This is a genomic window from Streptomyces sp. ASQP_92 (assembly GCF_025399895.1).
In the GTDB taxonomy this organism is placed as follows: Bacteria; Actinomycetota; Actinomycetes; order Streptomycetales; family Streptomycetaceae; genus Streptomyces.
Genome location: NZ_JAODUA010000007.1, coordinates 277,637 through 297,940, shown reverse-complemented (window position 1 = coordinate 297,940; position 20,304 = coordinate 277,637). Strand labels below are relative to the sequence as shown.

Below are 20,304 nucleotides of genomic sequence, written 5' to 3'. Positions count from 1 at the left end.
TTCTTCAACGCTGGTCCCTGAACTTCGGTTCGGGGGCCAGCGTTTTTTTGTGTCCGCTCACCCGGCGTTCATGTGGCACGAGGACGATCCGCAGTCATGGGACTGACAGGAGCGCTCAAGGCCGCCGGAGTCGCGACCGGTGACGAAGTGATCGTGCCGGCCTACGACAACGGTGAGTTGGCACGGGCCGTCGTAGCCGCCGGAGCCACCCCGGTGTTCGCCGACATCGATCCGCTCACCTACTGTCTGGCCCCCGCGGCGACTGGCCGGGCCGTCACGTCCAGGACCGCCGCCGTCGTACTCGTACACCGCTTCGGACATCCGGCCGACAGTGCCGCGTTCGCCGAACTGGCCGCCGAGCACGGGGTGTTGCTCCTCGAAGAGGAGGAGGACGGCGCGGAGCTCGGTGGTGATATCGCTCAACGGCTGGAGCGGGCGCGGCACCTGGACCGGCGGCTCGTCGGGGTGCGGACACCCGTGCCCGTCGAGGGGCATCGCTATCAGCGGTATGTGGTGCGGGTGCCCGGCAACGGTCGGCCGGACCGGGACGCGCTCGCGCGGTGGTTGCGGCGGCGCGGGGTCGCGTGCGAGGTGCCCGTGCCGATTCCCGTACACAGGATGCGGGAGTTCCGGCGGGACGGGTTTGTGCTGGCCGAGACCGAGCGGGCCGCGGACGAGACGCTCGCGCTGCCCCCGCTCGACGGGCTTTCCCCGGCGGAATTGCGGCGGTTGGTCTCCGTCTGCGACGAACTGGGCGGGCTGCTGCAACCCGCATAGCCGGAACTCGTGACCGTGGTTCGGAACGCCGTCTGGTTCGGGGTATGCTTTATCTCGTTGGTCAGGGGGAAACCTCGAAACAACAACCGGCCCCTATAGCTCAGTCGGTAGAGCGTCTCCATGGTAAGGAGAAGGTCTGCGGTTCGATTCCGCATGGGGGCTCCATCATTGAAAGGCCCCGCCCATTGGGCGGGGCCTTTCACGTATCCCCTCGGGGTTATCGCTTGTCCTGCTCGGGGATGCGCATGGTCAGGATGGCCATGTCGTCGGAGGCCGGTTCGGCGGCGAAGCGCTCGACCGCCCGCAGGACACGGGCCGCGACCGCGCCCGCCGTCAGACCCGTACAGGTGGCAAGGACATCGGCGAGGCCGTCGTCGCCGAGCATGCGCGTGCCCTCGCGGCGCTCGGTGATGCCGTCCGTGACGCACAGCAGGACATCGCCCGGGTCGAGGGTGATCGTCTGCTCGTACAGCTCCAGGTCGTCCATCACGCCAAGGAGGGGCTGCGGGTCCGCGGCCGGCTCGACCGAGCCGTCCTGGCGCAGGCGCAGCGGGAGCGGATGCCCGGCACACACGATCTTCAGGATGGCGCTGCCGTCCTCCTGGGGCCACAACTCCCCGTACAGGAGCGTCAGGAAGCGGCTGCGGGCGCCCTCGTCGAGGATCGCCGCGTTCAGGCGCTCCAGGACGGCAGGGCCGCCGAAGCCCTCGCGGGCGAGCAGGCGCAGGGCGTGCCGGGCGAGGCCGGTGACCGCCGCCGCCTCGGGGCCCGTACCGCAGACGTCACCGATGGCGAAGCCGTACGCCCCGTCCCGGATGGGGAAGAGGTCGTAGAAGTCGCCGCCCACCTCGTTGCCCTCGCCTGCGGCGCGGTAGATGACCTCCACCTCGACGCCCGGGATCTGCGGCAGGCCGGGCGGCAGCAGGGAGCGCTGGAGCGAGCGGCTGATGGCCATGCGTTCGGAGTACAGCCGCGCGTTGTCCAGGGCGAGGGCGGCCCGGCGGGAGAGGTCCTCGGCGAGTTCGAGGATCTCCTGACGGAAGTGGTCGTCGGAGGGTTTGCCCAGGGTCAGCATGCCGATGACGCGGTTGCGGGCGACGAGCGGCAGGACGACCGTCTCGCCGCCGACCGCGGCCGCCGTCGACAGCGTCGTGCCGAGGCCGCCGCCGGTGTGGGGGCTGCCGGAGCGGCCGAGGTCGCGCCTGGAGATGTGCAGCGCCGCCTGGTGCGCGGCTTCGCCCGGCGCGGACCAGACGCGCGCTCCGGGTGTGGGAACGGGTTCCGGGGGATTGATCTTGGAGAGCAGGGCCTTGAGGCCGTCGATGCGTTCCTCGTCCTCGTGGAGCACGTAGGAGAGGTACGGGTCCGATGCCTGGTCGGCGATGGTGTAGACGGCGCACCAGGTGGCCAGGGTGGGGACGGTCATCTGGGCCATGAGGGCGAGCGTCTGGTCGCGGTCCAGGGTGCCGGCGAGCAGGTCGGAGGCCTCGACGAGGAAGCTCAACGAGCCCCTGCGCAGGCGTTCCAGCTCGCCGAGCCGGGCCGATTCGACGGCGAGCGCGATGCGGTCGGCGGCGAACTGGAGGCGCAGGGCCTCCTCGTTGGAGTAGCGCCCCGGGGATTCGGCGGCGACGCCGAGCGAGCCGGTGAGTCGGCCCTCGACCTTGAGCGGGACGGTGATGACGGAGCGCATGCCGGTGCTGTCCAGGAGCGGTACGGCTCCTGGGACCGCCGCGAGATCCTCGTGGACGGCGGGCATCCGCGCCGAGCCGTAGCGGCCGGTGCCGGCTTCGACGGGGACGCGGGCGAAGCGCTGGCGGGCGGAGGGCAGGCCCGTGGTGGCCCGCACCTCCAGCTCGGTCTCGTCGTCGGTGGCGAGCAGCAGGAAGGCGGAGTCGCCGTCCAGCATGTCGCGGGCGCGCTCCACGGTGCGTTGCAGCAGGCCGTCGAGGTCGTCGGGGGCGGGGGAGCCGATGAAGACCTCGAACGGGTCGGCGCTGCGGTTCTCGCCCAGGGAGCCCGGGTCGGCGGCGGGCGGGCGCACCGGGGTCTGGAGGACCGCCCGCTCGTCGTCGCGTACCAGCAGACAGACCGTGGAGGGCTCGCCCTCGGTGTCACGGACGCGCAGGTGCGAGGCGTACACCGGGACCACGCGGCCGTCGGCGCCCCTTATCCCGTATGTGCCTTGCCAGCGCGAGAGTTGGAGGGCCTCGACGATGCCGGTGGAGGTGCCGGGGGTGTGCGGCCAGGCCGCGAAGTCGGTGAGCGCCTTGCCGGTGACCTGCTCGGCGGCGTAACCGAAGAGCTCCTCGGCGTCCTCGTTCCAGGCGCGGACCGCGCCGGCCCGGTCGATCTGCACGACCGCGACGCGGACCCTGCCGTCGGTGACGGGCAGCAGTGCGGTCGGCAGGGCCGGGCCGGCCGAGCGGGTGCCCACCGGGCGGTTGGGCAGGTCGAGTTGGAACCAGACGTTCTTTCTGGTGGGGGTGTACTCGACGCCCCAGCGGGAGGCGAGGGCGGCGCAGAGCAGCAGGCCGCGGCCGTTCTCGCGGTCGGGTCCGGCGATGTCGGCGGGGGAGCCGAGGAGCGGAACCTCACGTTCGGGGTAGCGGTCGGCGACCTCGACGCGTACGCCGTCGTCCGCGCGCAGGCACAGGACGTCCGCCTTGGTGCCGGCGTGGACCACCGCGTTGGTGACGAGCTCGCTGGTCAGGACCACGGCGTCGTCGACGACGTCCGCGTACCCCCAGCCCTGGAGGGTGTCCCGGACGAAGGCGCGGGCGGTCGCGACCGACCGCCCGACAGGGTCGAAGCTGGCTGCCGCCCGCGCGGTGATCACAGAACTCCTCGTACGCGTCTCGACGCCCGGATTTCCTTGCCGGGGCTCCGGAACGTGCCCTCCGGGAATCAACAGTCCCATGTCGGCCCGCCCCCTCCGGTGTCCCGTGGTCGTCCTCTGTGCCGCCCTCCCCGAGCCATACCGGGCATAGGGGTACGAACCGCCCTCTTGCCGGGCGGACCAGGGCGGCTGGACAGCCGGAAGCCAGGTTACTTACCTTCACCGTCCGAGCGGATGCCGGTCACCAGTGTTTCCGCCCTCCGTGGGCGGGGACGGATATGCGAAGCTGCCGAACTGTTATGGCCTGGTTCGGCCATGGTGAAACACTGGGCATGCTTCCGGAGACAGCCCGGGTGCGGTCAACCCTTGCGGGAGGGACACGGTGGAGTCTGGCGCAGCGGCGCGGGGCGTAAGCACGCGCGCGAAAGACGATCAGACCCGGACTCAACGGGCTCGGAGCCACAGGCAACGTGGGGGCAACGGAACGACCGAGGTGGACACCGCGGCCCTGCAACGGCTGCTCGCGGCGCTCGCCTCGATGCGGGACGGAAACTTCCGCAAGCGCCTGACGGTCTCGGGTGACGGGGTCATGGCGGAGATCTCCGCCGTCTTCAACGAGGTCGCGGACCGCAATCTCCATCTGACCGGCGAGATCGCCCGCGTACGCAGGATGGTGGGGCGCGAGGGCAAGCTGACCGAGCGCCTGGAGAACGGCGCCTGCGAGGGTTCCTGGGCGGCTGCGATCGACGCGTCCAACGCCCTGGTGGACGATCTCGCACGGCCGGTCTCCGAGGTCGGGCGGGTCCTTTCGGCGGTGGCCGACGGCGACCTGGAACAGCGGATGGATCTGCGCTCGCACGGCAGCGACGGCGCCGAGCGGCCGCTGCGCGGCGAGTTCCTCAAGGTCGGGCGGACCGTCAACAACCTGGTCGACCAGCTCTCGGCCTTCACCGACGAGGTGACCCGGGTCGCCCTCGAAGTCGGCACGGAGGGCAAGCTCGGCGGTCAGGCCCAGGTGCGCGGTATGTCCGGTTCCTGGAAGGATCTGACGGATTCGGTCAACACGATGGCGTACCGGCTGACGGCCCAGGTACGTGACATTGCTCTCGTCACCACGGCGGTCGCCAAGGGCGATCTGTCGCGCAAGGTCACGGTGCATGTGGCCGGCGAGATGCTCCAGCTCAAGAACACCGTCAACACGATGGTCGACCAGCTCTCCTCCTTCTCCTCCGAGGTGACCCGCGTCGCGCGTGAGGTGGGCACCGAGGGCGAGCTGGGTGGTCAGGCGCAGGTCCCGGGCGTGGCCGGGGTGTGGAAGGACCTCACCGACTCCGTCAACGTGATGGCGACGAACCTCACCGCCCAGGTGCGCGGGATCGCGCAGGTGACCACGGCCGTGGCCAGTGGTGACCTCTCGCAGAAGGTCACCGTCAACGCGCGCGGCGAGGTGGCGCAGCTCGCGGAGACCATCAACCAGATGACCGAGACGCTGCGTACGTTCGCGGACGAGGTCACCCGCGTCGCCAACGAGGTCGGCGCCGAGGGGCTCCTCGGGGGCCAGGCGCAGGTGCCCGGCGCCGCGGGGACGTGGAAGGACCTGACGGACTCCGTCAACACCGTCTTCCGCAACCTGACGACACAGGTGCGGGACATCGCCCAGGTGACGACGGCCGTCGCCAGCGGCGACATGAGCCAAAAGGTCACCGTGGACGTGGCCGGCGAGATGCTGGAGCTGAAGAACACCGTCAACACGATGGTCGACCAGCTCCAGTCGTTCGGCTCCGAGGTGACCCGCGTCGCCCGGGAGGTCGGCATCGAGGGCCGGCTCGGCGGTCAGGCCGAGGTGCCGGGCGCGGCGGGGACGTGGAAGGACCTGACGGACTCCGTCAACACCGCGTTCCGCAACCTCACCGGACAGGTGCGCGACATCGCCCAGGTGACGACGGCGGTGGCCAACGGCGATCTGTCGCAGAAGGTCACCGTCGATGTCGCGGGCGAGATGCTGGAGTTGAAGAACACCGTCAACACGATGGTGGCGCAGCTCTCCAACTTCGCCGACCAGGTCACGCGGATGGCCCGGGACGTGGGCACCGAGGGCCGCCTCGGCGGCCAGGCGCGCGTCGACGGTGTCTCCGGGACCTGGAAGGAACTCACCGACTCCGTCAACTTCATGGCGGGGAACCTGACGTCGCAGGTACGCCAGATCGCCCAGGTGACGACGGCGGTGGCCCGGGGTGACCTGTCGCAGAAGATCGACGTGGACGCGCGCGGCGAGATGCTGGAGCTGAAGAACACCATCAACACGATGGTCGACCAGCTCTCCGCCTTCGCCGAGCAGGTCACACGCGTGGCCCGGGAGGTCGGCACCGACGGCCGGCTGGGCGGCCAGGCGCAGGTGCCCGGCGTCGCCGGGGTGTGGCGCGACCTGACGGACTCCGTGAACGGCATGGCCGGCAACCTCACGGCCCAGGTGCGCAACATCGCTCAGGTCGCCACGGCGGTGGCCCGGGGTGACCTGTCGCAGAAGATCGACGTGGACGCGCGGGGCGAGATCCTCGAACTCAAGAACACGCTCAACACGATGGTCGACCAGCTCTCCAACTTCGCCGAGCAGGTCACCCGGGTGGCGCGCGAGGTGGGCACCGAGGGCATTCTGGGCGGCCAGGCCGAGGTGCAGGGTGTGTCCGGCACCTGGAAGGACCTCACCCAGTCCGTCAACTTCATGGCCAACAACCTGACGTCCCAGGTGCGCAACATCGCCGAGGTGACGACGGCCGTCGCCGAGGGCGACCTGTCCAAGAAGATCACCGTCGACTCCAAGGGCGAGATCCTGGAGCTGGTCACGACCGTCAACACGATGGTCGACCAGCTCTCCAACTTCGCCGACGAGGTGACGCGCGTCGCCCGTGAGGTCGGCACCGAGGGCATCCTGGGCGGCCAGGCCCGGGTGCGCGGGGTCACCGGCATCTGGAAGGACCTCAGCGACAACGTCAACCTGATGGCCGCGAACCTGACGACCCAGGTGCGCAACATCTCCCGGGTCTCGGCGGCGGTCGCCAACGGAGACCTCACCAAGAAGGTGACGGTCGAGGCGCGCGGCGAGGTCGCCGAACTCGCCGACACCGTCAACACGATGGTGACGACGCTGTCGTCCTTCGCCGAGCAGGTCACCAAGGTGGCCCGCGAGGTGGGCACCGACGGCATCCTGGGTGGCCAGGCCCGGGTTCCCGGCGTCTCGGGGACATGGAAGGACCTCACCGAGTCGGTGAACTCCATGGCCGACAACCTCACCGGACAGGTGCGCCAGATCGCCACCGTCACCACCGCCATCGCCCAGGGCGATCTCACCAAGAAGATCGACATCGATGCGCGCGGCGAGATCCAGGAGCTGAAGAACACCATCAACACGATGGTCGACCAGCTCTCCTCGTTCGGCCAGGAGGTCACCCGGGTGGCCCGGGAAGTGGGCACCGAGGGCCAGTTGGGCGGCCACGCCCGGGTGCGGGACGTGGACGGGACCTGGCGCGACCTCACCGAGTCGGTGAACGAGATGGCCGGCAACCTCACCCGCCAGGTCCGCGCGATCGCGGCCGTGGCGACCGCGGTGACGCGCGGTGACCTCAACCTGAAGATCGACGTGGACGCGGCGGGCGAGATCCAGGCCCTCCAGGACAACATCAACACGATGATCGCCAACCTGCGGGACACCACCGTCGCCAACAAGGAGCAGGACTGGCTCAAGGGCAACCTGGCCCGCATCTCCGGCCTGATGCAGGGCCGCCGCGACCTCGACGACGTGGCCTCGCTGATCATGACCGAGCTCACGCCGGTCGTCTCCGCGCAGCACGGCGCGTTCTTCCTGGCCATGCCCACGGGTGGCTCCTCGGAGGTCAGCGCGGAGGGGGACGGCTCGTACGAGCTGCGGATGCGCGGGAGTTACGGGTACTCGGCGGGCTCCATGCCGACCTCGTTCCGCCCGGGCGAGACGTTGATCGGCACGGCCGCCGAGGAGAAGCGGACGATCCTGGTGGAGAACGTGCCGCCGGGCTACCTCAAGATCTCCTCCGGGCTCGGCGAGGCGCCGCCCGCGCATGTGATCGTGCTGCCGGTGCTCTTCGAGGGCAAGGTGCTCGGAGTGATCGAGCTGGCCTCGTTCCAGCCGTTCACCCACATCCAGAAGGACTTCCTCAACCAGATCGCCGAGATGATCGCGACCAGCGTCAACACCATCTCGGTCAACTCCAAGACCGAGGTGCTGCTCAAGCAGTCGCAGGAGCTCACCGAGCAACTGCGCGAGCGCTCCGCCGAGTTGGAGAACCGGCAGCGGGCCCTCCAGGCCTCCAACGCCGAACTGGAGGAGAAGGCCGAGCTGTTGGCCCAGCAGAACCGCGACATCGAGGTGAAGAACACCGAGATCGAAGAAGCCCGGCAGGTCCTGGAGGAGCGCGCCGAACAACTCGCCGTCTCCATGCGCTACAAGTCCGAGTTCCTCGCCAACATGTCGCACGAGCTGCGGACGCCGCTCAACTCCCTGCTCATCCTGGCCAAGTTGCTCGCCGACAACGCGGAGGGCAACCTCTCGCCCAAGCAGGTCGAGTTCGCCGAGACGATCCACGGGGCGGGCTCCGACCTGCTCCAGCTGATCAACGACATCCTCGACCTGTCCAAGGTGGAGGCCGGCAAGATGGACGTCTCGCCGACCCGGATCGCGCTGGTGCAGCTCGTCGACTACGTGGAGGCCACCTTCCGTCCGCTCACCGCGGAGAAGGGCCTCGACTTCTCGGTGCGGGTCTCGCCCGAACTGCCCGCGACCCTGCACACCGACGAGCAGCGCCTGCTCCAGGTGCTGCGCAACCTGCTGTCCAACGCGGTGAAGTTCACCGACAGCGGCGCCGTGGAGCTCGTCATCCGCCCGGCCGGAACCGATGTGCCGCACGCCATCCGCGAGCAGCTCCTGGAGGCCGGCTCGCTGCGCGACGCCGACGCCGACCTGATCGCCTTCTCCGTCACCGACACCGGCATCGGGATCGCGGCCGGCAAGATGCGGGTGATCTTCGAGGCGTTCAAGCAGGCGGACGGCACCACCAGCCGCAAGTACGGCGGCACCGGCCTGGGCCTGTCCATCAGCCGTGAGATCGCGCGGCTGCTCGGCGGCGAGATCCACGCGGCGAGCGAGCCGGGCCGCGGGTCCACCTTCACCCTGTATCTCCCGCTCCACCTCAGCGAGTTGGCGCCCCAGGGCTATCCGCAGCTCGCCCCCGGCGGCATGGAGAGCACCGGCGGGCTCGCCATCGAGGCGTCCCGCCCCGAGCACCCCCCGTACGACGGCGGCCCCGAGGGCGCCCCCCAGGCGTCGCAGCCGGGCACCGCCGGACTGTTCCGGCGCCGGCGCAAGGCGCTGAGCGCCGAGGGCCAGAAGGAGACCGTGCCCGGGCAGTCGGCCGGAGCGGGCGAAAGCTGGGAGGAGCCGGAGCGGGCGCCCGCGCGGACGTTCCACTTCGCGGGCGAGAAGGTGCTGATCGTCGACGACGACGTACGCAACGTCTTCGCGCTGACCAGCGTCCTGGAACAGCACGGGCTTTCGGTGCTGTACGCGGAGAACGGGCGGGAGGGCATCGAGGTCCTCGAACAGCACGAGGACACCGCGGTCGTCCTGATGGACATCATGATGCCCGAGATGGACGGCTATGCGACGACCTCGGCGATCCGCAGGATGCCGCAGTTCGCCGGGTTGCCGATCGTCGCGCTCACCGCGAAGGCGATGAAGGGGGACCGGGAGAAGGCCATCGAGTCGGGCGCCTCCGACTATGTGACCAAGCCGGTCGACCCCGATCACCTGCTCTCGGTGATGGAGCAGTGGATGCGGGGGAAGTGATCGCCGCGCGGAGCGGCCGCCGCGGTGCTGACTGACCGTGGCCGAAGGCGTGTGAGCCGAAGGGATTCGGGGAACCTTCTGGTCTCCCACTACGTTTCTGCTACGTGCACAGTGACATCGCGGTGACAGGGTGTGGCGACCGGCGGGGTGCGGCTACCATGACCGGCACAAGGGCGGGCGGCGCAAGGGAGTCGTCCCCTGGGGCGGCGCCCGGTGCACTGCCGGGACGAGGAGGGCGGGCCATGGTGCAGAAGGCCAAGATCCTCCTGGTCGATGACCGGCCGGAGAATCTGCTGGCGCTGGAGGCCATCCTCTCTGCGCTCGATCAGACACTGGTGCGGGCATCGTCAGGGGAGGAAGCGCTCAAAGCGCTGCTTACGGACGATTTCGCGGTCATTCTGCTGGACGTCCAGATGCCGGGGATGGACGGGTTCGAGACCGCCGCGCACATCAAGCGGCGCGAGCGCACGCGGGACATCCCGATCATCTTCCTCACGGCCATCAACCACGGCCCCCACCACACCTTCCGCGGGTACGCGGCGGGCGCCGTGGACTACATCTCGAAGCCGTTCGACCCCTGGGTGCTGCGCGCCAAGGTGTCCGTCTTCGTCGAGCTGTACATGAAGAACTGCCAACTGCGCGAGCAGGCGGCCCTGCTGCGGCTCCAGTTGGAGGGCGGCGCCCAGGGTGGCGCGGCCAAGGAGTCGGCGGGGCTGCTCGCCGAACTGTCCGCGCGGCTCGCGGCAGTTGAGGAACAGGCCGAGGCGCTGTCCAAGCAGCTCGACGACGACTCGGCGGACGCCGCGGCGGTCGCCACCGCCGCCCACCTGGAGCGCAAGCTCACCGGTCTGCGGCGGGCGTTGGACGCCCTGGAGCCCGGCACCGGCGGCGCGCCCACGCTCCCCTCGCAGAACTGACGCCCCAGGACCTGACGCCGCGTCCACCTGACGTGGCGTCAGCACCCTTGGCGCGCACGGCACCCAACCCCCGGGATGGACGACACGGACGGGTGAAGCCGTAGGCACACGTGTCCACCGGCGCCGACCCAGGTAACCTCAGCACCATGGCCTCACGTACGTCCGGCAAGGGTTCCCAGGGCACGGCGGGCACCGCGAAGCGCACCGGCCGTACCCCGGCGAAGAAGGTCGCGCCCGCGAAGGCCGCGGCCCCCAAGGCACCCGCCAAGAAGACCGCCCCCAGGAGAGCGCCCGCGAAGAAGGCGGCCGCTCCCAGGCCCGCGCCCAAGGCGGCGGCGTCCCCGACCGGAGGCGTGTACCGGCTCGCCCGCGCCGTCTGGCTCGGCGCGGCCCACGCGGTCGGCGCGCTGTTCCGCGGAATAGGACGCGGCGCCAAGGGACTCGACCCCGCCCACCGCAAGGACGGCGTCGCGCTGCTGCTGCTCGGCCTCGCGCTGATCGTCGCCGCCGGCACCTGGTCGAATCTGCGCGGCCCGGTCGGCGAGCTCGTACAGATGCTGGTGACCGGCGCCTTCGGCCGGCTCGACGTGGTGGTGCCGCTGCTCCTCGGCGCCATCGCGATCCGGCTCATCCTCTATCCCGAGAAGCCCGAGGCCAACGGGCGGATCGTCATCGGCCTGTCCGCGCTCGTGCTCGGCGTGCTCGGCCAGGTCCACATCGCGTGCGGCTCGCCGGGCCGCAACGCCGGCACCGACGCCCTGCAGGACGCGGGCGGCCTGATCGGCTGGACCGCGTCCAAGCCGCTCGAATTCACCCTGGGCGATGTGCTCGCCGTGCCCATGCTGGTCCTGCTCACCGTCTTCGGGCTGCTCGTGGTCACCGCGACACCCGTCAACGCCATCCCGCAACGCCTGCGGCTGCTCGGCGTTCGCCTCGGCGTCCTGGAACCCCTCCCGCAGGAGTTCGCCGAGGAGGAGCTGTACGACGACGAGTGGCGCGAGGCCGAGCCCGTCCAGCGCACCCGGCGCCGCCCGGTGGTCCCCGTCGAGGACGACCCGGCGCACGCCGAGGAAGAGGCGCTCTCGCGGCGCCGCAAGCCCCGGAGGGCCTCCGTGCAGCCCGCGTTCGAAAACGGGCTCGACCCCGTGGACGTGGCCGCCGCCGCGGCCGCGGCGCTCGACGGCGCCGTGCTCAACGGCCTGCCCCCCTCGCCCGTCGTCGCCGACCTCACGCAGGGCGTCACCGGCGAACGGGAGAAGGAGCCCACCCCGCTGCCGACCGCCCGGGCCGCCGGGACCGCGCAGCCCAGGGCGCCGAAGGCCACCCCGGGCGCGCCCCCCGTCGTACCGGACCTGACGAAGCCGGCGCGCGAGGCCACCGAGCCGCTGCCGCCGCGCGCCGAACAGCTCCGGCTCGCCGGGGACATCACCTACGCGCTGCCCTCCCTCGACCTCCTGGAGAAGGGCGGCCCCGGCAAGACGCGCAGCGCCGCCAACGACGCGGTCGTCGCCTCGCTGCAGAACGTCTTCATGGAGTTCAAGGTCGACGCGAGCGTCACCGGCTTCACCCGCGGACCGACGGTCACGCGCTACGAGGTCGAGCTCGGGCCCGCCGTCAAGGTCGAACGCATCACCGCCCTCGCCAAGAACATCGCGTACGCCGTCGCCAGCCCCGACGTGCGGATCATCTCCCCGATCCCGGGGAAGTCGGCCGTGGGCATCGAGATTCCCAACACCGACCGCGAGATGGTCAACCTCGGCGACGTACTGCGCCTGGCGGACGCGGCCGAGGACGACCATCCGATGCTGGTGGCGCTCGGCAAGGACGTCGAGGGCGGCTACGTCATGGCCAACCTGGCCAAGATGCCGCACGTCCTGGTCGCCGGAGCCACCGGTTCCGGAAAGTCCTCGTGCATCAACTGCCTCATCACCTCGGTGATGGTGCGGGCGACCCCCGAGGACGTCCGCATGGTGCTCGTCGACCCCAAGCGGGTGGAGCTGACGGCGTACGAGGGCATTCCGCACCTCATCACGCCGATCATCACCAACCCGAAGCGGGCCGCCGAGGCGCTCCAGTGGGTCGTGCGCGAGATGGACCTGCGCTACGACGACCTCGCGGCGTTCGGCTTCCGCCACATCGACGACTTCAACGAGGCCATCCGCAACGGCAAGGTGAAGCTGCCCGAGGGCAGCGAGCGCGAGCTGACGCCGTACCCGTACCTCCTGGTCATCGTCGACGAGCTCGCCGACCTGATGATGGTCGCGCCGCGTGACGTGGAGGACGCGATCGTCCGCATCACGCAGCTCGCCCGTGCCGCCGGCATCCACCTGGTCCTTGCCACCCAGCGGCCCTCGGTCGACGTCGTCACCGGCCTGATCAAGGCGAACGTGCCCTCGCGGCTCGCGTTCGCCACCTCCTCGCTCGCCGACAGCCGGGTCATCCTCGACCAGCCCGGCGCCGAGAAGCTGATCGGCAAGGGCGACGGTCTTTTCCTGCCGATGGGCGCCAACAAGCCGGTCCGCCTCCAGGGCGCCTTCGTCACCGAGGACGAGATCCAGGCCGTGGTCCAGCACTGCAAGGACCAGATGGCGCCGGTCTTCCGGGACGACGTCACCGTGGGGACCAAGCAGAAGAAGGAGATCGACGAGGAGATCGGCGACGACCTCGACCTGCTGTGCCAGGCCGCCGAGCTGGTGGTCTCCACCCAGTTCGGCTCGACGTCGATGCTCCAGCGCAAGCTGCGGGTCGGTTTCGCCAAGGCGGGCCGGCTGATGGACCTGATGGAGTCGCGCAACATCGTCGGCCCCAGCGAGGGCTCCAAGGCCCGCGATGTCCTGGTCAAACCGGACGAACTCGATGGAGTGCTCGCGGTGATCCGCGGGGAGGCTCCCTGAGGGCGCCGGGGAGCCGGCCGTGAGGCGGGCGGGGCTGTTGGGCCCGACTGACCGCCATCCGGCCCAAACAGCACTCGTACGGGATCCCCGAGCAACCGTTTCCCTTGGTCGTACGTCAAGTTGAGGGAGAGGTGGAAGCAAGTGTGGTCCGTTGTCCGGGGTACGGCCATACCGATGGCGTACAAACTCCGCCCCACCGGTTGCCCCACGCTTTCGTACCCCCCCTAGACTGAACATCCAGCAGGTGGCTCACGCTCGAAAGGCGCCCCCGTGTCCATCGGCAACTCTCCCGAAGACGACCGGCCTTCGATCGCAGACGACGGGCCATCGATCGGCCGTGTACTTCAGCAGGCCCGTATCGCCGCCGGACTGACGGTCGACGAGGTCAGTTCCACCACCCGGGTGCGCATCCCCATCGTGCACGCGATCGAGCAGGACGACTTCTCGCGCTGCGGCGGCGACGTATACGCGCGCGGCCACGTCCGCATCTTCGCCCAGGCGGTGGGCCTCGACCCCGCTCCCTTGGTCGAGCAGTACGACGCCGACCACGGCGGCCGTCCCGCACCCACCCCCGCGGCCCCCCTGTTCGAGGCGGAACGTATCCGCCCCGAGGCGCGCCGGCCCAACTGGACCGCCGCGATGGTGGCCGCGATCGTCGTGGTCGTCGGCTTCGTCGGCTTCACCATGTTCAGCGGCGGCAGCGAGAAGAAGAACACCTCCGTCGCCGAGGGCCCCGCCCAGCAGAAGCCCCCGTCGCAGCCCCCGGCCAGCCCCCCTCCGTCCAAGCCCGCCGAACCCAAGCCCACCCCCAGCCCCTCGGACAGCGCCATCGCCGCCGTCCCCGCCGACAAGGTCACCGTCAAGGTCACCGCGGTCAACGACAAGAGCTGGATCTCCGCCAAGGACCACAACGGCAAGATGCTCTTCGACGGCCTGCTCCAGAAGGGCGAGGCCCAGACCTTCCAGGACGGCCAGCAGGTCGACCTGATCCTCGGCAATGCCGGGGCCATCGAGCTCTACGTCAACGGCAAGAAGATCGACAGCAAATTCGAGGACGGCCAGGTGGAGCGCCTGAGCTACACCAAGGGCGACCCTCAGGTCGGCTGAGCCGCAGGCGCCGGGCCCACGCCCACGACCCTCGCGGCGGGGGCGTGGGCCAGGACAAAGTAGTCTTGAGTCCATGCCCGAACGCCGCACCGTCGCCCTTGTCACTCTTGGCTGCGCCCGTAACGAGGTGGACTCGGAGGAGCTCGCAGGCCGCTTGGCAGCGGACGGCTGGGAGCTCGTCGAGGACGCATCGGACGCGGACGTCGCCGTCGTCAACACCTGTGGATTCGTCGAAGCCGCCAAGAAGGACTCCGTCGACGCCCTCCTCGAAGCCAACGATCTGAAGGATCACGGCAGGACCCAGGCCGTCGTCGCGGTCGGCTGCATGGCCGAGCGCTACGGCAAGGACCTCGCCGAGGCGCTGCCCGAGGCCGACGGCGTCCTCGGCTTCGACGACTACGCCGACATCTCCGACCGCCTCCAGACCATCCTCAACGGCGGCATCCACGCCTCGCACACCCCGCGCGACCGGCGCAAGCTGCTGCCGATCAGCCCGGCCGAGCGCCAGGCCGCCCCCGATGTGGCGCTGCCCGGCCACGCCCAGGACACCCCGCCCGAGGACCTCCCCGAAGGCCTCGCGCCCGCCTCCGGGCCGCGCGCCCCGCTGCGGCGCAGGCTCGACACCAGCCCGGTCGCCTCCGTGAAGCTGGCCTCCGGCTGCGACCGCCGCTGCTCGTTCTGCGCCATCCCCTCCTTCCGCGGCTCCTTCATCTCGCGCCGTCCCAGCGACGTGCTCGGCGAGACCCGCTGGCTGGCCGAGCAGGGCGTCAAGGAGGTCATGCTGGTCTCCGAGAACAACACCTCCTACGGCAAGGACCTGGGCGACATCCGGCTGCTCGAAACGCTCCTCCCCGAGCTCGCCGAGGTCGAGGGCATCGAGCGGGTCCGGGTCAGCTACCTCCAGCCCGCCGAGATGCGGCCCGGCCTCATCGACGTCCTGACGTCGACCGACAAGGTCGTGCCCTACTTCGACCTCTCCTTCCAGCACTCGGCGCCCGGCGTGCTGCGCGCGATGCGGCGCTTCGGTGACACCGAGCGGTTCCTCGAACTGCTCGACACCATCCGCGCCAAGGCCCCGACGGCCGGGGTGCGGTCCAACTTCATCGTCGGCTTCCCGGGCGAGACCGAGGAGGACTTCAAGGAGCTGGAACGCTTCCTCACCGCGGCCCGCCTCGACGCCATCGGCGTTTTCGGCTACTCCGACGAGGAGGGCACCGAAGCGGTCGGCTACGAGGGCAAGCTGGACGAGGACACCATCGCCGAGCGCCTCGCCCACCTCTCGCGCCTCGCCGAGGAGCTCACCGCGCAGCGCGCCGAGGAGCGCATCGGCGACACCGTGCGCGTCCTGGTCGAGAGCGTCGACGACGAGGACGGGGCGGTCGGCCGCGCCGAGCACCAGGCGCCCGAGACCGACGGCCAGGTCGTCTTCACCGAGAGCGCCGGACTTGCGCCCGGCCTTATGGTCGAGGCCAAGGTCGTCGCCACCGAAGGCGTCGACCTCGTGGTCGAGTTGGTTGGCGGGGTTGAGGAGGCGGGCAGATGACCGGAGTCCCGGCATCGGCGGCGGGCGGTACCGGCCGGACGCCGGCGCCCGGCGGCAAGCTGGGTGCTGCGGCCGTCAATCAGGCCAGCCTCTGGAACATCGCCAACATCCTCACCATGATCCGGCTCGTGCTCGTGCCGGGCTTCGTCATGCTGCTGCTCGCGGACGGCGGCTACGACCCTGCGATGCGGGCCTGGGCCTGGGCGGCCTTCGCCGTCGCCATGATCACCGACATCTTCGACGGGCATCTGGCCCGCACGTACAACCTGGTCACTGACTTCGGCAAGATCGCCGACCCGATCGCCGACAAGGCGATCATGGGGGCCGCGCTGATCTGTCTCTCGCTGCTCGGCGACCTGCCGTGGTGGGTCACCGGCGTCATCCTGTTCCGCGAACTGGGCATCACGCTCCTGCGTTTCTGGGTCATCCGGCACGGTGTGATTCCGGCCAGCCGCGGCGGCAAGCTGAAGACCCTCGCCCAGGGCACCGCGACCGGGATGTACGTGCTCGCCCTGACGGGGCCGCTGGCCACCCTGAGGTTCTGGGTGATGGCGCTCGCCGTGGTGCTGACCGTCGTCACGGGGCTCGACTATGTGCGCCAGGCGATCGTGCTGAGGCGCCAGGGGCTCGCCGCGCAGCGGGCCGGCGGGGGACCGGCGTTGTGAACGAGGCGGCCCGGCTCCTGCGCCTGCTCACGGAGCGTGACCAGACGCTGGCGGTGGCGGAGTCCCTGACGGGCGGCCTGGTGGCCGCGGAGCTGACGTCGGTGCCCGGCGCCTCGCGCGTCTTCCGGGGCTCGGTGACCGCGTACGCGACCGAGCTCAAGCGGGTCGTCCTGGGCGTGGACGGGACCCTTCTGGCCGAGCGCGGAGCCGTCGATCCCGAGGTCGCGCAGCAGATGGCGGCGGGGGTGCGCGAGCTGCTCGGCGCGAGCTGGGGGATCGCCACCACCGGCGTCGCGGGGCCCGATCCCCAGGACGGAAAGCCGGTGGGAACGGTATACGTTTCGGCCGTTGGCCCCTCGGGATCCAACAAAACGGTCGCGTTGCGGTTGAACGGCGACCGGGCGGAAATCCGTAAGAAGAGTGTACGCAGCGTGCTCGAACTGCTCTCCAGTGAACTGCGCAAGGATGAGCGGGCACAGGATACGGAACAGAACGGGGGGATTTGATGTTTGCAGCCCTGAGTGAACACGACATCGCTCCCCGCACGGCCGCGTCGCGAGGCGGTACGGTGGGGCGAGAAGGATGCGGCTACGCGGTCCGAGGAGGGAGCCACCGATGATTCTGCTCCGTCGCCTGCTGGGTGACGTGCTGCGTCGGCAGCGCCAGCGCCAGGGCCGTACTCTGCGCGAAGTCTCCTCGTCCGCCCGAGTCTCACTCGGCTATCTCTCCGAGGTGGAGCGGGGGCAGAAGGAGGCATCCTCCGAGCTGCTCTCCGCGATCTGCGACGCGCTTGACGTACGGATGTCCGAGCTCATGCGGGAAGTGAGCGACGAGCTGGCACTGGCCGAGCTCGCCGCGTCTGCGGCAGCGAGCGACCCGGTGCGTGCGCCGGTACGTCCGATGCTCAATTCGATCTCCGTGACGTCGGTGACCGGCGTCCCGACGGAACGAGTGACGATCAAGGCGCCCGCCGAAGCGGTGGACGTCGTCGCGGCCTGACACTCGGGCGCGCACCCAGGCTTGTACTGAGCCCCGGCCGGTCACCAGATGACCGGCCGGGGCTCAGCCCTTTTCCGCCGCGCCCGATTCGGGGCTTCTGTGGCAGGGTGGTAGGAGATCGCGCATACGTCCGCATTCGCCGCACGGGTGTTCCTCTCGTGGGTGACGTCGCGGGCGTTCCGTCCGAGTGGAGGAACCGCATGTCCTACATCAAGAGCCCGCTGTCCGACACCGACCTCAAGGTGGTCGGCGACGCTCTGCAGGGCGCGCTCGTCGACCTCGTGGACCTCTCCCTGGTGTCCAAGCAGGTGCACTGGAACGTGGTCGGCCCGCGCTTCCGGTCCGTACACCTCCAGCTCGACGAGGTCGTCGACACCGCGCGGCTGCATTCGGACACGGTCGCCGAGCGGGCCTCCGCCGTCGGCGTCAGCGCGGACGGGCGCGCCGCCACCGTGGCGAAGTCCAGCGCGATCGGCTCCGTCCCGGAAGGCTGGATCAAGGACACCGACGCGGTGAAGATCCTGGTGGACGCCCTCGGTGCGGTCGTGGCCCGGATGCGGGAGCGCATCGAGGCCACCGCGGACCCGGACCCCATCAGCCAGGACATCCTCATCGGACTCACCGCCGACCTCGAGAAGCACGCCTGGATGTTCCAGGCCGAGACGGTCTGAGTCCGGTGTACGCGCCCTCCTCGCGCCGCGTGCGAATACCCCGTGAACGGGCCGGGTCGTACGCGATGACGCGCACGGGGCTCGGAGCGCGCCGGGGTCGTCCCCGGTGCGCCCTCCCGGCGGGTTTTCCGGCGGTCTAGCGTCGGCCCGAGGAGGCGGCCATGACGGTGGCGGTGCGTTGGGTGCCCGCGCTGGTGGTAGCGGCGCTGTGGTGGTGGGCCGTGCTGCGCCTGGTGCTGGTGCCGGCCCATACGGGATTCGTCGAGGGGGCCGTGGTCGCGGGCGGCTGGGGGCTGAGCCTGCTGCCGGTGCACGTGGCGTCCGTGTCGAGCGCGCGGCCGCGGGCCGGGCGCGCTACCAGGGCATGGAGACGCCGCCGTTCGGACGGAGAATCTGGCCCGTCGTGAACTCCGAGGAGTCCGCGGCGAGATACAGCACCGCCTGGGCGACGTCCTCGGGCCGGCCGAGTCGGCCGAGCGGCGAGAGCCGGAGCATCATCGACTCGATCTGCTCCTGCTCCCGGGCGGCGTGCTGGTCGGTCATGGGGGTGCGGATCCATCCGGGGGCGACGGCATTGACGCGGATCCCGTGCGGGCCCAGCTCGCAGGCGAGCGTCCTGGTGAGCTGGACGACCGCGACCTTCGAGACGCTGTAGCAGAACAGGCCCGGCCGCCCGGTGTCCACGGCGCCCGAGGCCATGGTGACGAGGGAGCCCCGGATGCCGTGGGCGATCATCGAGCGCGCGGCATCCTGGCAGGCGTGGAGCACGCCCCGGAAGTTGACCGCGAGCACCCGGTCGAGGTCGGCGTCCTCGGTGTCCAGGACCGAGCCGGTGTGCATGATTCCCGCGATCGCGGCCAGGATGTGCACCGGTCCCGCGGCGTCCAGAGCCGCCTTGACCTGCGCGCGGTCCGAGACGTCCAGCGGATGGAGATGGGCGGTGCCGCCCGCCTTGGCGATCAGCGCCCGGGTCTCGTCCAGGCCCGCCTCGTCGCGGTCCGCGCAGTGCACCGTGGCACCGGCCTCCGCGAGCAGCAGGGCGCTGGCCCGGCCGATCCCGCCGGCCGCGCCTGTGACGAAGGCCGTGCGCTCACTGAGGTCGTACGCCGTGAGGGGCATGCCGGGACGGTACGACCACATCTGACGGGCCGTCAATAACCGTGGGCGGCATTCGTGCGGCGCCTCCAAGTGCTCAAAGAGCGGGCGCCGGCTGGCACTTGGGGCACCAGTACGTGGGCCGCTCCCGGCCCGAGGGGTCGCGCTGCGCGGCGGTGCGGATGGTGGTCCGGCAGCGCGGACACGGCCGGCCGGCCCGGCCGTAGATGTACGCCTGGCGGATCGGGCGGTCCCTGTTGGCTTCCAGGAGCCGCTTCGCGGTGGCCACCAGGCGCTCGGGGGCGGGGAATTCACCGATCGCCAGCCAGGGGACGACCCGGACGGCGAAGCAGATCTCCGACTTGAACACGTTGCCGACCCCGGCGAGGTTGCGCTGGTCGAGCAGGGCTTCGCCGATGGGACGCGCGGGGTCCCGCAGGAGGTTGCGCAGGGCCACCTCCGCGTCCCAGTCCGGGCCCAGCAGATCGGGGCCCAGATGGCCGACCACCGTGGACTCGTCCTGGGTGCGGACCAGTTCGAGCACGGGCAGCCGATACCCGACGGCCGTGTGCGAGGCGTTGCCGAGGATCGCCCGGATCTGGTGGGAGGGGCCCCCGTTCCAGCGCTGCCCGGGCTCGAAGATCCGCCAGGACCCGTCCATCCGCAGATGGGAGTGCAGGGTGAGGCCGCCCTCGATACGGGTCAGGAGGTGCTTTCCGCGCGGGGTCACCTCCAGCACCGACGACCCGGTCAGGTCGGCCGTGGCGAAGCGCGGCACCCGCAGATCGGACCGGGTGAGGACCTGACCGGCCAGCGCCGTGTGCAGCCGCCGCGCGGCCTGGTAGACGGTGTCACCTTCGGGCATGGGCCAATTGTGCCGGGCTGGGCGTCGGATTGCCGCCGGGAGGGCGGACGGGCGGGT

General features: G+C 70.5%; 14 protein-coding genes and 1 tRNA gene. 12 read left to right on the top strand and 3 right to left on the bottom strand.

Translation table 11 applies throughout. The features are described 5' to 3' along the window. Positions 1 to 96 precede the first annotated feature (96 nt). Both N4G70_RS18635 and N4G70_RS18630 read left to right on the top strand, forming a co-directional pair. The gene (locus tag N4G70_RS18635) at positions 97 to 777 is read left to right on the top strand and encodes a DegT/DnrJ/EryC1/StrS family aminotransferase (RefSeq protein WP_261713778.1); all 681 of its coding nucleotides are present in this window, start codon (positions 97 to 99) and stop codon (positions 775 to 777) included. Positions 778 to 866: 89 nt separating this feature from the next. After that, a tRNA-Thr gene (locus N4G70_RS18630) sits at positions 867 to 942 on the top strand. Positions 943 to 994: 52 nt separating this feature from the next. Here N4G70_RS18630 and N4G70_RS18625 read toward each other — a convergent pair. Next, entirely contained in the window at positions 995 to 3,697 is a 2,703-nt protein-coding gene (locus N4G70_RS18625; RefSeq protein ID WP_261713777.1) for a SpoIIE family protein phosphatase, read from the bottom strand. 301 nt (positions 3,698 to 3,998) lie between these two features. On the opposite strand from N4G70_RS18625, the gene N4G70_RS18620 reads away from it, so the two are divergent. From N4G70_RS18620 to N4G70_RS18575, 10 genes are all read left to right on the top strand, one after another. After that, complete coding sequence (locus N4G70_RS18620; protein WP_261713776.1) at positions 3,999 to 9,491, top strand: HAMP domain-containing protein; 5,493 nt, start codon at positions 3,999 to 4,001, stop codon at positions 9,489 to 9,491. A 242-nt stretch (positions 9,492 to 9,733) separates the two neighbouring features. Continuing rightward, on the top strand, positions 9,734 to 10,408 hold the full coding sequence (locus N4G70_RS18615; RefSeq protein ID WP_261713775.1) for a two-component system response regulator: 675 nt from the start codon (positions 9,734 to 9,736) through the stop codon (positions 10,406 to 10,408). 146 nt (positions 10,409 to 10,554) lie between these two features. Beyond that, positions 10,555 to 13,302, top strand: a complete 2,748-nt coding sequence (locus N4G70_RS18610; protein WP_261713774.1) for a DNA translocase FtsK — start codon at positions 10,555 to 10,557, stop codon at positions 13,300 to 13,302. A 270-nt stretch (positions 13,303 to 13,572) separates the two neighbouring features. Then, complete coding sequence (locus tag N4G70_RS18605; RefSeq protein ID WP_261713773.1) at positions 13,573 to 14,409, top strand: helix-turn-helix domain-containing protein; 837 nt, start codon at positions 13,573 to 13,575, stop codon at positions 14,407 to 14,409. A 73-nt stretch (positions 14,410 to 14,482) separates the two neighbouring features. Then, positions 14,483 to 15,952, top strand: coding sequence for a 30S ribosomal protein S12 methylthiotransferase RimO (rimO, locus tag N4G70_RS18600; protein ID WP_261713772.1), 1,470 nt, complete (start codon positions 14,483 to 14,485; stop codon positions 15,950 to 15,952). Further along, entirely contained in the window at positions 15,949 to 16,617 is a 669-nt protein-coding gene (pgsA, locus tag N4G70_RS18595) for a CDP-diacylglycerol--glycerol-3-phosphate 3-phosphatidyltransferase (protein ID WP_261713771.1), read from the top strand. The genes rimO and pgsA overlap by 4 nt, the downstream gene beginning before the upstream one ends. Next, positions 16,614 to 17,123, top strand: a complete 510-nt coding sequence (locus N4G70_RS18590) for a CinA family protein (RefSeq protein WP_261713770.1) — start codon at positions 16,614 to 16,616, stop codon at positions 17,121 to 17,123. Before pgsA ends, N4G70_RS18590 begins: the two co-directional genes overlap by 4 nt. Before the next feature lie 109 nt (positions 17,124 to 17,232). Continuing rightward, complete coding sequence (locus tag N4G70_RS18585) at positions 17,233 to 17,616, top strand: helix-turn-helix domain-containing protein (RefSeq protein ID WP_120721030.1); 384 nt, start codon at positions 17,233 to 17,235, stop codon at positions 17,614 to 17,616. A 200-nt stretch (positions 17,617 to 17,816) separates the two neighbouring features. Next, positions 17,817 to 18,287, top strand: coding sequence for a Dps family protein (locus N4G70_RS18580; protein WP_261713769.1), 471 nt, complete (start codon positions 17,817 to 17,819; stop codon positions 18,285 to 18,287). A gap of 161 nt (positions 18,288 to 18,448) precedes the next feature. After that, positions 18,449 to 18,694, top strand: coding sequence for a hypothetical protein (locus N4G70_RS18575; RefSeq protein ID WP_399035932.1), 246 nt, complete (start codon positions 18,449 to 18,451; stop codon positions 18,692 to 18,694). On the opposite strand, the gene N4G70_RS18570 is transcribed toward N4G70_RS18575, so the two are convergent. Both N4G70_RS18570 and N4G70_RS18565 read right to left on the bottom strand, forming a co-directional pair. Further along, the gene (locus N4G70_RS18570; RefSeq protein WP_261713768.1) at positions 18,642 to 19,406 is read right to left on the bottom strand and encodes an SDR family NAD(P)-dependent oxidoreductase; all 765 of its coding nucleotides are present in this window, start codon (positions 19,404 to 19,406) and stop codon (positions 18,642 to 18,644) included. The genes N4G70_RS18575 and N4G70_RS18570 overlap by 53 nt on opposite strands. A gap of 73 nt (positions 19,407 to 19,479) precedes the next feature. After that, positions 19,480 to 20,247: an Fpg/Nei family DNA glycosylase gene (locus N4G70_RS18565; protein WP_261713767.1), complete on the bottom strand. Its 768-nt coding sequence runs from the start codon at positions 20,245 to 20,247 to the stop codon at positions 19,480 to 19,482. Between the last annotated feature and the right edge of the window lie 57 nt (positions 20,248 to 20,304).

What these genes read in the sequence shown, in the direction of transcription:
- N4G70_RS18575 (WP_399035932.1), top strand. Translation starts at nt 18,449, where the DNA reads ATGACGGTGGCGGTGCGTTGGGTGCCCGCGCTGGTGGTAGCGGCGCTG.
- N4G70_RS18610 (WP_261713774.1), top strand. Translation starts at nt 10,555, where the DNA reads ATGGCCTCACGTACGTCCGGCAAGGGTTCCCAGGGCACGGCGGGCACC.
- N4G70_RS18570 (WP_261713768.1), bottom strand. Translation starts at nt 19,406, where the DNA reads ATGCCCCTCACGGCGTACGACCTCAGTGAGCGCACGGCCTTCGTCACA.
- rimO (WP_261713772.1), top strand. Translation starts at nt 14,483, where the DNA reads ATGCCCGAACGCCGCACCGTCGCCCTTGTCACTCTTGGCTGCGCCCGT.
- pgsA (WP_261713771.1), top strand. Translation starts at nt 15,949, where the DNA reads ATGACCGGAGTCCCGGCATCGGCGGCGGGCGGTACCGGCCGGACGCCG.
- N4G70_RS18615 (WP_261713775.1), top strand. Translation starts at nt 9,734, where the DNA reads ATGGTGCAGAAGGCCAAGATCCTCCTGGTCGATGACCGGCCGGAGAAT.
- N4G70_RS18635 (WP_261713778.1), top strand. Translation starts at nt 97, where the DNA reads ATGGGACTGACAGGAGCGCTCAAGGCCGCCGGAGTCGCGACCGGTGAC.
- N4G70_RS18625 (WP_261713777.1), bottom strand. Translation starts at nt 3,697, where the DNA reads ATGGGACTGTTGATTCCCGGAGGGCACGTTCCGGAGCCCCGGCAAGGA.
- N4G70_RS18585 (WP_120721030.1), top strand. Translation starts at nt 17,233, where the DNA reads ATGATTCTGCTCCGTCGCCTGCTGGGTGACGTGCTGCGTCGGCAGCGC.
- N4G70_RS18565 (WP_261713767.1), bottom strand. Translation starts at nt 20,247, where the DNA reads ATGCCCGAAGGTGACACCGTCTACCAGGCCGCGCGGCGGCTGCACACG.
- N4G70_RS18580 (WP_261713769.1), top strand. Translation starts at nt 17,817, where the DNA reads ATGTCCTACATCAAGAGCCCGCTGTCCGACACCGACCTCAAGGTGGTC.